The 10,388-nt window shown below is 55.4% G+C and carries 9 protein-coding genes, 1 tRNA gene and 1 pseudogene; 7 read left to right on the top strand and 4 right to left on the bottom strand.

The genetic code is table 11. The features are described from left to right. The 7 genes and pseudogenes from ACEQWH_RS15675 to ACEQWH_RS15645 all read left to right on the top strand — a co-directional run. Nucleotides 1-205, top strand: a pseudogene (locus ACEQWH_RS15675) (uroporphyrinogen-III C-methyltransferase); the annotation flags it as partial. Further along, nucleotides 206-958, top strand: coding sequence for a precorrin-6A synthase (deacetylating) (gene cobF / locus ACEQWH_RS15670; RefSeq protein WP_370232410.1), 753 nt, complete (start codon nt 206-208; stop codon nt 956-958). It abuts the pseudogene before it with no gap. Between the two features lie 211 nt (nt 959-1,169). Next, a complete protein-coding gene (locus tag ACEQWH_RS15665) occupies nt 1,170-1,943 on the top strand; it encodes an ABC transporter ATP-binding protein (RefSeq protein ID WP_370232408.1) in 774 nt (257 codons plus the stop codon). A gap of 35 nt (nt 1,944-1,978) precedes the next feature. Further along, nucleotides 1,979-2,716 carry a transporter substrate-binding domain-containing protein gene (locus tag ACEQWH_RS15660; RefSeq protein WP_370232406.1) on the top strand — a complete coding sequence of 246 codons (738 nt, stop codon included), beginning with the start codon at nt 1,979-1,981 and terminating at the stop codon, nt 2,714-2,716. Nucleotides 2,717-2,774: 58 nt separating this feature from the next. Further along, nucleotides 2,775-3,638, top strand: coding sequence for an ABC transporter permease (locus ACEQWH_RS15655; protein WP_370232404.1), 864 nt, complete (start codon nt 2,775-2,777; stop codon nt 3,636-3,638). Then, nucleotides 3,635-4,429, top strand: coding sequence for an ABC transporter permease subunit (locus ACEQWH_RS15650; protein WP_370232403.1), 795 nt, complete (start codon nt 3,635-3,637; stop codon nt 4,427-4,429). The genes ACEQWH_RS15655 and ACEQWH_RS15650 overlap by 4 nt, the downstream gene beginning before the upstream one ends. A 122-nt stretch (nt 4,430-4,551) precedes the next feature. Continuing rightward, on the top strand, nt 4,552-5,286 hold the full coding sequence (locus ACEQWH_RS15645) for a helix-turn-helix domain-containing protein (protein WP_370232401.1): 735 nt from the start codon (nt 4,552-4,554) through the stop codon (nt 5,284-5,286). Here ACEQWH_RS15645 and ACEQWH_RS15640 read toward each other — a convergent pair. The 4 genes from ACEQWH_RS15640 to ACEQWH_RS15625 all read right to left on the bottom strand — a co-directional run bounded on the left by ACEQWH_RS15640 (nt 5,269) and on the right by ACEQWH_RS15625 (nt 10,331). Continuing rightward, complete coding sequence (locus ACEQWH_RS15640; protein WP_370232400.1) at nt 5,269-5,952, bottom strand: hypothetical protein; 684 nt, start codon at nt 5,950-5,952, stop codon at nt 5,269-5,271. The two genes, ACEQWH_RS15645 and ACEQWH_RS15640, sit on opposite strands and share 18 nt — an antisense overlap. 253 nt (nt 5,953-6,205) lie before the next feature. After that, on the bottom strand, nt 6,206-8,062 hold the full coding sequence (locus ACEQWH_RS15635; protein ID WP_370232414.1) for an SLC13 family permease: 1,857 nt from the start codon (nt 8,060-8,062) through the stop codon (nt 6,206-6,208). 219 nt (nt 8,063-8,281) lie between these two features. Then, on the bottom strand, nt 8,282-9,979 hold the full coding sequence (locus ACEQWH_RS15630) for an AMP-binding protein (protein WP_370232412.1): 1,698 nt from the start codon (nt 9,977-9,979) through the stop codon (nt 8,282-8,284). 275 nt (nt 9,980-10,254) lie between these two features. Further along, nucleotides 10,255-10,331 (bottom strand) — tRNA-Met (locus ACEQWH_RS15625). Nucleotides 10,332-10,388 lie beyond the last annotated feature (57 nt).

Raw genomic sequence — 10,388 nt, 5'->3', positions numbered from 1 at the left:
GCCAAAGCGTACCTTCCCTGAACTGGCGGAAAAGCTCTTTCAAACCGGTCTGCGCCGCGATTGCCCCGCGCTTTTGGCCGAGAGCGTCAGCCACCCCGAACAGACCTTGCAACGCAGCACGATGGAAGCGCTGGCTGTGCACTTGAAACAAGAGATCTCGACCGCGCCGGGCCTGATCCTGTTCGGTGAATTGGCGGAGGCCTAGATGATCACGCTGTCGCTGGTCGGGATCGGATCCGGCAACCCCGAACACCTCACACTCGAGGCGATCCGCGGTCTGGAAAACGCGGACCGTATCTTGCTGCCGCGCAAGGGCGATGCCAAGACAGAACTGGCTGACCTGCGGCGTGACATCGCCACCAACTTCCTGAAAACACAACCAAAGATCGTTGAGTTCGACTATCCCGTGCGCGATGCGGCCACGCCTGAATATCTGGACGGCGTCAACACGTGGCATGACGCCCTTGCAGAGATCTGGACAGACCTGATCCAAGCACATGGTGGCGCACAGACTCGTGTCGCGCTGATGGTTTGGGGCGACCCCAGCCTCTATGACTCTACACTTCGGATCGCCGAACGTGTGGCCGCAAAGGGCATCGAGATGCAGACCCGCGTTGTGCCCGGCATCACCTCGCTGCAGATGCTCACGGCAGCCCACGCGATCCCCCTGAATTCGCTGGGTGCCGCAGTTCAGATTACGACAGGGAGGCAGTTGCGTGATCACGGCTGGCCGGATGGGGTGGATACGCTGGCGGTGATGCTGGACGGCGCATGTTCTTTCCAACACGTCAAAGACGTTCCGGCCACGATTTACTGGGGTGGCTATGTCGGCATGCCGCAGCAAATTCTGTTGTCAGGCCCGCTTGCGGACGTCAGCGATCAAATCATTGATTCTCGTGCAAAAGCGCGCGCTGAACATGGCTGGATCATGGACATCTACGTGCTGCGCAGATCCTAAAGCTTCTTTTGTGCAAGAATCCGTTTCATCTGACGGATAATCTTTGCCTGACACATCAGATCGTCAGGCACCCGCGCAATTTTCCGTCGAACTGTTGACGCTACGGCGGGATTGCTCCTTTGACACTTGCAGAGCATAGTTATTTGCCGCAGTGTTTCGGGATTATGCGCCGCGAGAATGCGCATATCTGAATAGGCTATGGGGGGACTGCTTGCTCGATTCTGCTCCTGCGTTGATCGCAGAGGACATCCACATGAGCTTCGGCGATCTGGAGGTTCTCAAAGGCGTTTCACTGACCGCTCAAGAGGGCGATGTGATCTCGATCCTTGGATCCTCGGGATCGGGAAAATCCACGTTCCTGCGCTGCATCAACTTTCTGAACGTGCCCGACAAGGGCCGCGTGGTTCTGGATGGCGAAGAAGTCAACATCCGCAAAGATGCCAATGGCCGCAGCTTAGGCGCGGATGCAAAACAAATCCAACGCCTGCGCAGTCAGCTTGGGTTTGTGTTCCAGAGCTTTAATCTGTGGTCGCATATGACCGTGCTGCAGAACGTGATGGAAGGCCCGGTTCAGGTGCTTGGACGTCCCAAAGACGAAGTCCGCGAAGAAGCTCTGAAAGTGCTGGACGAAGTCGGCATTGCACAAAAGGCAGACGCCTATCCAAGCCAGCTGTCTGGCGGCCAGCAACAGCGCGTCGCAATCGCCCGCGCGCTGGCGATGAATCCGAAAGTGCTGTTGTTTGATGAGCCCACTTCGGCGCTTGACCCTGAACTTGTCGGCGAAGTGCTGCGCGTGATGCGCAAGCTGGCCGAACAGGGCCGCACGATGATTGTTGTGACACATGAAATGGGCTTTGCCCGCGAAGTCAGCAACCGTGTAATTTTCCTGCACAATGGCAAGGTCGAAGAAGACGGCCCGCCCGAGCAGGTGTTTGAAAACCCGAAATCAGAGCGATGCAAAGCGTTTTTCGCAAGCATCCTGTGACAACCCAACGAAAACAAAATCTTAGGGAGTTAACTATGACAACTTTTCTGAAACTCGCAGGGGCCGCCACACTGGCAGCTTCTTTTGTGGCCACCGCCGTCACAGCGGAAACCATCCGCATGGGCACCGAGGGCGCCTACCCTCCGTATAACTTCATCAACGACTCCGGCGAAATCGACGGTTTCGAGCGCGAAGTTGGCGACGAGCTGTGTAAGCGCGCAGGTCTGGAATGTACCTGGGTCACCAACGAGTGGGACAGCATCATCCCGAACCTCGTATCCGGCAACTACGACACGATCATTGCGGGCATGTCCATCACCGCAGAACGTGACGAAGTTATTGACTTTACTCAGGAATACTTCCCACCAGATCCATCCGCATATGTTGCCCTGTCTGGTGCAGGCATGGATGTAAAAGGTGGCGTTGTGGCAGCACAGACCGCAACCATTCAGGCCGCATATATTGCCGAGTCCGGCGCAACTCTGGTTGAATTCGCAACTCCAGAAGAAACCGTTGCAGCCGTTCGTTCCGGCGAAGCAGACGCGGTTCTGGCGGACTTCGCTTACCTCAAGCCAATCGTTGACGCATCCGGCGGCGAGCTGACCATCATTGACGACAGCGTGTCTATCGGTGGCGGCGTCGGCATGGGCGTTCGCGAATCCGACGGCGAGCTGAAAGCGAAAATGGATGCAGCGATTGCGTCCATGAAAGAGGACGGCACCCTGTCCGAGCTGATCGCAAAGTGGTTTGACGGCCGTATGGTCAAGTTCTAATCACACCCGACACTCAATGAGGCCGCCCCCCCGGGCGGCCTTTTTTTGAAAGTCTTGCATGTTTGAATTCTGCGCAGATCCAAAGAGCCTCGACGGGCTTGTCTGGTGGTCCTGTTACCTGACCAACGGCAAGCACATGGCGTTCTATTTCAGCTTTGTCACCGTATTGACGCTCTTGCTGTTCACCGTTCCCCTGATCATGACGCTGGGCTTTGCCGGAGCGCTTGCACGCCGCTCTCAAATCGCCCCTGTGCGTTGGGTGGGTTGGGTCTATACCTCGATGGTGCGGGGCGTGCCTGACATCATCTTTTTCCTTTTCGCGCTGATCGCTCTGGATCAGGGCATCGAATACCTGCGCCACGTCGCCCTCTGCCCCGACTGGGCCGAACCGATCCGGCAGGGCAATGACTTCCGTGTTTGTCCAGACGCGAAGATGCCGCTGGGCACCGCTCCCCAATGGATCCACGAGATCTATGGCTTTGTCTTGGCCGCCGTTGGGTTCGGGATCGTCTTTGGCGCCTTTGCCGCCAACACACTTTATGGCGCATTGAACGCCGTGCCTCATGCCCAGCTGGAAACCGGCGTCGCCTATGGCATGTCTCCGCGCCAGGTCTTTCGCCGCATCCATCTGCCACAGATGTGGATCTATGCGCTGCCTGGTCTGTCGAACTTGTGGATGATCCTTATCAAAGCCACGCCGCTTCTGTTTCTGCTGGGCGTCGAGGACGTGGTCTATTGGGCCCGCGAACTGGGTGGATCAAAGACTGCGATCTTTGACTATCCGCACGGCGACTGGCGTCTGGGCTATTTCATGGTCTTGCTTGTGTTCTATCTGTTGCTGACCTGGGTCAGTGAAAAAGCCTTTGGCCGCCTGACCGCATGGGTCAGCCGTGGTCAGGCCACCATGGGGGGCACGACATGAGCTGTTTTGAGACCCTTCAGGATTACGGCCTTCGGGCGATTGGCATCGGTGAGCGGCTGCTGCCGAAGACTGATTTCACCTTTTGTGAACATGTTGTGCTGATCGGCTCTGGCATGATCTGGAACCTGTATTTCGCGCTGTTCGCGCTCTTGCTTGGGTTCTTTCTGGCCATCGGTCTTGCCACCGCACGGGCGTCAGACAAAGGCTGGCTGCGCATTCCCGCGCAAAGCTTCATCTTTGTGATCCGCGGCTCGCCGCTGTTTATTCAGTTTTTCATCGCATATGAAACCTTCGTTCTGATCCCGAAGCTTGGCTATGATCTGAACCTTGGCTTCATCGAGATTACAGTCGAAACCCGCTGGCTGACAAAAGCCTGGCTGGGGGCTTTGATTGTGCTGTTCCTCAACACATCGGCCTATACCGCGCAGATTTTCTATGGTGCGTTACAAGCCATCCCGCGTGGTGATATCGAGGCGGCGGACGCCATTGGCATGTCCCCAAGGACCAAGTTCCGCCGGATCGTGTTCCCATCGATGCTGCGACTGGCGTGGGAAAGCTATACCAACGAGGCGATCTTTTTGTTCCACGCAACGGCGCTTGTCTTCTTTGCCAGCTTTCCAGCCTGGCGCCAGAAGGGCGACGCGCTGTATTATGCGAACTACTTTGCAGACAAGACGTTCAACCCGTTTGTGCCCTACCCGATCATCGCCGCCTATTTCATCTTTTTCACGCTGGTGCTGATCCTTGTGTTTTCGATGGTCGGCCGACGATTGAACAAGCACGTTCGCTAACACGCGCTCTCAACTATCTAGGTATGTGCCGAACCGGACAGACAACCGGTACGGTACATCGTAATTGACATTTCTGCGCGATCTATCCATAGATATCTAGTTTTTAGGATATCTTTATACACATGAACAAAAAATCTAATTCTGCCCCATATATTGGCACACGTATTGAACAACTCTGTCGGCACAAAAAACTCACACTTCGCGCGCTCTGCCAGTCGGCGGGGCTAAAATATCAGACCCTGCACGCGCAAATTTCGAACCAGCGCCATATTCCATTTGAGACCGTCTGCAAGATTTCAGAGGTGACGGATACGTCGCTGAGTTGGTTTGCCAGCAACGAAGCGCCTTCCCTGCTGGCGCAAAGCGATGTCACACCCTTGTCGGATGCCTTGTTCGACCAGTTGCTTCAAACCACCAAACTGCGGCACGCACAGGATGAAAAGGTGCTGGACGCCCATTCGCTGGCTTTGATCTATTACCGCTCTGGCGGGCTGCTCAGCGGGCTGACGCCTTATTTGGAACAGGTCGACATATTCTATGCCCCCCAGCACGGTGACACGCATCTGCGCGTTTACCGGATGGGTAAGGAAAGCCTGACATCCAAGACGTTGAAGCGCACCGACAAAGAACAGCTTCAGAAATCTCTGGACGCGGCCCCCCCGCAACTCAGGATGCGGTTTCTGGCGGACTATCAACTGGCTGCCAAAGGCGAGTTTCTTTACACAATCGAAAGCCTGAACGCCAACGCGGTTGATCACGTCGACAGGATCCGGATGGACTACCTGCGCTTGCTGATCCGCTTTGACTCTGAGGAAGAAGGCCCTCTGATCGTCAACCTGTCAGAGCTTCTCCGGTAAGTCCGACAACAGTTTGGCGTAGTAGCTGAAGTACTTCTGCGTCACAAAAAAGCACGCATCGTCATCGCGGTGATAGCTGGGCGCGTTGGACCATGTCTGCGCGTTGTGGATGACGGTGTTAAAGCCATAGAACTTCATAGCGCCGCGCCCGACATCCTTTTCCCGCACGAAAGCATAGACCGCCGAAGGGTCAAATTTCAGCATCGCAAAGGCAATCGCAAAATGCGTGAACCGCTTCAACACACGCCCGGCCTTGGCACCGCGAAACTCTTCGTGGACAATCAGATCCCCGAAATAGGCCAAGCGGCCAGAAAGATAGTCATCAACCGGCGAGGCCACGTCCAGAACGGCACCGCCCGTGCGCTCATAATGCCGCGCCACGCAGTTCTGCCAGAACTGGCTCAGCTTCATATTGCCAAGGTCATCAAATCGGCATCCCCCGGCGGCAACCGTCTCGTCGCCACGGGTCAGCAGCAGCCAAAAGCAGTTGTTAGGTGTGAAATCGTTCAAAAACGGTGACAGGCGCGGTGTCAGGTAGGGCTTGCCCAGAATCTCAACAAGATTGCGAATGGTGGACAGGTCTTCGACGTGAAGAATGTCATATCCATCATCCTTTAACCCTTGGCGGCACTCAGCCGCCAAAGCGTTGAAATAAAAGTCACTCAAGGCACGACCCCTCGGTAGTCAGAAGGTTTATTTCAAGCGGACGTTGGGGCCCCCAACAATTCACCCCACACCGACTTATCTCTTGCCCCACAAGTCGCGAAAATATCAATGGATATCTACAAAATGCGTATCCACAAATGCAGATTTGGCGTCTTCACCCAGCAATTTTGGCAATTCTTCATGCGGCTTTGGAATCAGATACGATCTAAACCGCATGGTCAGGAAAGCCCGTACTGCGACAATAGCGGATCGATTAATAGATCACGTTCATCACAGTCAGAGACACCAGCAGGAACAGCACCGTCATAATGCCACCGCTGCGCAGGAAGTCGGTCACCTTATAGCCCGCAGGCCCCATGATCAGCGCATTGACCTGATGGGTCGGGATCAGAAAGGAATTCGACGTCGAAATCGCAACCGTCAGCGCAAAGATCGCAGGGTCGCCCCCGGCCTCGATGGCAATAGAGATCGCCAGCGGCACCAACAGTACGGTTGCACCGACGTTAGACATCACCAACGTAAACCCGGTCGCCAACAACGCCAGCCCTGCCTGAAGCCCCCAGATCGGCCAGCCATCCAGCACGACAAGGATCTGATGGGCAATCCACGTCGCCGTCCCCGTGGCCTGAACCGCCTGCCCCAATGGGATCAGGCTGGCCAACAGAAACACGGTCTGCCAACTGACCGCTTCATAGGCTTCGTCCACACGCAAAACATTGGCTGCAATCATGCCGCACGCGCCGGTCAACAGCGCCAGCGACAGCTTGAGGTCCGTGAACAGGATCAAAGACAACGCGAGCAGGAAAAAGAACAGCGCCCAGCCCACTTTATGGGGCCGCAACTCATCGCGCGGGTAATCCGCTGTCACCACCACCATCTCTCGGCCCTGCGAGATCCGGGCAAGGTTGTCCCACGCGGTAAAGGCCACCAGTGTATCACCTGCCTTGAAAGGTTCGCGGCCGACATTGGTGGCGTCGTGTTCTTCGGTTTCCACAAGGCTGAGGGTCTCGCCACTTCGGTGGATCGCCAACAGCCCCAGACCCATGGTTTTGCGCATGGACAGATCCCGCGCGGATTGCCCGATCATGTCAGAGTCAGGCGGAATAACCAGTTCCGCGACACCCGCCACCGTCGGCGCATAGGACTCGGCAAAAATGTCCAATTCTGGCAGCACTTCCAGACCGTAGGCGTCGGCCATTTGCTGAATCACTTTGCGCCGTCCCAGCACAGCCAGACGACAGGGATCTTCAATCTGCGTATCCAGCACCGGCGTGAACCACTTTTGGCCACGGTGATAAGAGCCGATGATGTAAAGGTTATGCGCAACCATCATGTCCGCAAAACTGTGCCCGCGCAGGATCGAGCCCTCTGGCACGACCACTTCCACCAGATCCGATTTAAGCCCGTAGATCTTTTTCAGATACTCCCGCACAGAGCGCCCGCTGCCCGCGTCTGTCTTGGAGCTCTGACCCGGCAAAACCCAGCGACCCAGCAACAGAAAATAAAGGATCCCCGTCACCACCAAACAAATGCCAATTGGCGTTACAGAGAACAGCGAGAAGCTTTCCATCTGATAGGCTTCTGGCAGACCCTCATTGGACGAAAGGATCAAATCGTTCAGCAAAATCAAAGGCGACGACCCGACCATCGTCATCGTGCCCCCGAGGATTGCACAAAAGCCCATCGGCATCAGCAACCGGCTGAGAGGGATTTCCGTGCGCACCGAGATCCGGCTGACAACGGGCAGAAACAAAGCCGCCGCCCCAACGTTCTGCATAAAGCTGGAAATCACACCCACCGTGCCTGAAATGATCGGAATAATGCGGACTTCGGTCTTGCCGCCAAATTTCAGGATCGCGCCTGCAACGCGGCTCATCAATCCGGTCTTGTCCAACCCAGCGCCGATGATCATCACAGCGATAATCGAGATCACCGCGTTTGAGGCAAAGCCATCAAACAGTTTCGACGGATCCGCTAGGTTTTCAAGACCCGAGACCTGGGACAAAAGCCCAAGGACCACCATGACCAGAATGGCCGTAAAATCGATGCGGAAGAGTTCCGTGGTGAACAGAACAATCGTCGCTCCTAGAATAAGAAGCACGACGATCATTTCATAACTTAATTCGATTGGCACAGCTTACCTCTTGTTAAGGCAATCTGTCACAGCACGGCCCGTTTTGGGAAGCATTTTGGTACTCTCCCGTCTCATTTTCATAGGTTAACTGTGCCCAAACGGCCTGCATCGCGATGGTGGGCCACGGCGGTTTGCGCCATGGCCTTTCATTTCGCCTGAAACGGGGGGCGCGAAATCGGCGGCACCCCGCGTCGGCTATGCGCTGCCATCAAGCTCCTGAACCATCTCATCCCGCATGATGAACTTCTGCGGCTTGCCTGTGACGGTCATCGGCAGCGCGTCTTTGATCCGAATATGAGCGGGCACTTTGAAGTGTGCGATGTTCTCTTTACAGAACGCGCGTACATCTTCGTCCGTTAGGGCTGCATCTTGCACCGGCACGATCCAGGCACAGACAAGCTCCCCGAATTTCTCATCAGGAATTCCAAAGACCTGCGCTTGGGCAATCTGGTCATGCGTGAACAGGAAATCCTCGATTTCGCGCGGGTAGATGTTTTCGCCCCCTCGCAAGATCATGTCCTTCACACGCCCCGTAATATCGCAATAACCCTCGGCATCGATCACCGCCAGATCGCCGGTCTGCATCCAGCCGTCTTCAGTGATTGCACCGTTGGTCTTATCCGCGTCGTTCCAAGAGCCCTGCATCACCGAATACCCGCGGGTCCAAAGCTCGCCCTGCTGACCCACTGGCAAGGTTTGTCCATCTTTCCCGACGACCTTACATTCGACATGCGGATGCACCCGACCAACCGTGCTGACCCGTTTTTCCAACGGATCATCGACATCGGATTGGAACGACACAGGCGAGGTTTCCGTCATGCCATAAGCAATCGTTACCTCGGACATGTTCATTTTCGCTTGGACCGATTTCATCACCTCAATCGGGCAAGGCGCCCCTGCCATGATACCTGTCCGCAAGGTTGAAAGATCAAAGCTTTCAAAGTTCTGCAGGGCAAGTTGCGCCACAAACATCGTCGGCACGCCGTAAAGCGCGGTGCATTTTTCATCAGAGACAGCTTGCAATGTCGTCTCGGGATCAAAGGCCTCGCCCGGAACGACCATCGTTGCGCCTTTGGTGACGCATCCCAGCGTTCCCATCACCATACCGAAACAGTGATAGAACGGCACAGGGATACACAGTCGGTCGGCGGGTGTGAAATGCATCGTGTTAGTGACGGCATTCGCATTGTTCACGATGTTGTGGTGGGTCAGACATGCGCCCTTTGGGCTGCCGGTCGTGCCAGAGGTGAATTGAATATTGATCGGTTCTTCACTGCTGAGCGCCGCACTCAAGTCATCCAGTTTGGCGCGATCCACCTCGGCGATGGGGCGCTGCACCTGCGCGAAGGTATACATCCCCGCGTGGTTCTGCTTTGAAACTGCAATGACACGTTTTAGATGGGGCAGTTTTTCCGAAACTAAAGCGCCGGCCGCACAGCTATCGAGCTCTGGCGCAAGGCGACGCAGCATCTCGATATAGTTGGAAGACTTAAAGGACTCGGCGGTGATCAGCGTTGAGCACCCCACTTTGTTCAACGCATACTCCAGCTCATAGGGCCGATAAGCCGGGTTCACACAAACCAAAATTGCCCCAACCCGCGCGGTCGCAAACTGGGTAAGCAGCCAGGCACTTTTGTTCGGGGACCAGATCCCGACTCGGTCGCCTTTTTCAACGCCAAGATCGACAAGACCCGCCGCAAGACCGTCGACAGCGTCCGCGAACTCTGCATAGGTCCAGCGGATGCCTTCTTCTGTAAACACCGCGGCCTCGTTGTCAGAGTAGTTGGCCACGGCACGCGCGAGGACCGCCGGAACCGTTAGGTCTAAAAGCGGTACAGTCTCCATGCCTTTGACATGTGATCCTGCGTTCAAAGGCTTGCGATCTTCCATCATCTTGATCCTTGATATCCAGTTGATGCGGGCCGGATAAAGCGTTTGCGCCTGGGTATCAGCACCGCCTAACGATGGCGGTCTGATCACCAAAGGCTTCACAGACCCGCAGATTCAGTTTGCGCAAAACTATCGAGCCGATGATGATGGGAAAAATAGATTTAGTGTCAGCCTATTCCACATAAAATGCGACAATCTCGGACGGGCTAATCCAATGCAATATAGTCACGGTAAGCCGTTATCCGCTGATTTCTTTTATGTTTTCTGGGGTTTTTATTTGGTTGCGGGGAGAGGATTTGAACCTCTGACCTTCAGGTTATGAGCCTGACGAGCTACCTGGCTGCTCCACCCCGCGTTATGTTTGTTATCATCGTTGAGAGATACGTTTTTGATCTGTTTTTGCTAGGTTTGG

Origin of the sequence: Cognatishimia sp. (assembly GCF_964229375.1) — a bacterium.
Classification (GTDB): domain Bacteria; phylum Pseudomonadota; class Alphaproteobacteria; order Rhodobacterales; family Rhodobacteraceae; genus Cognatishimia.
This window is presented reverse-complemented; position numbering and strand designations above follow the sequence as displayed.

What these genes read in the sequence shown, in the direction of transcription:
- cobF (WP_370232410.1), top strand. Translation starts at nt 206, where the DNA reads ATGATCACGCTGTCGCTGGTCGGGATCGGATCCGGCAACCCCGAACAC.
- ACEQWH_RS15660 (WP_370232406.1), top strand. Translation starts at nt 1,979, where the DNA reads ATGACAACTTTTCTGAAACTCGCAGGGGCCGCCACACTGGCAGCTTCT.
- ACEQWH_RS15655 (WP_370232404.1), top strand. Translation starts at nt 2,775, where the DNA reads ATGTTTGAATTCTGCGCAGATCCAAAGAGCCTCGACGGGCTTGTCTGG.
- ACEQWH_RS15650 (WP_370232403.1), top strand. Translation starts at nt 3,635, where the DNA reads ATGAGCTGTTTTGAGACCCTTCAGGATTACGGCCTTCGGGCGATTGGC.
- ACEQWH_RS15645 (WP_370232401.1), top strand. Translation starts at nt 4,552, where the DNA reads ATGAACAAAAAATCTAATTCTGCCCCATATATTGGCACACGTATTGAA.
- ACEQWH_RS15635 (WP_370232414.1), bottom strand. Translation starts at nt 8,062, where the DNA reads ATGATCGTCGTGCTTCTTATTCTAGGAGCGACGATTGTTCTGTTCACC.
- ACEQWH_RS15630 (WP_370232412.1), bottom strand. Translation starts at nt 9,979, where the DNA reads ATGATGGAAGATCGCAAGCCTTTGAACGCAGGATCACATGTCAAAGGC.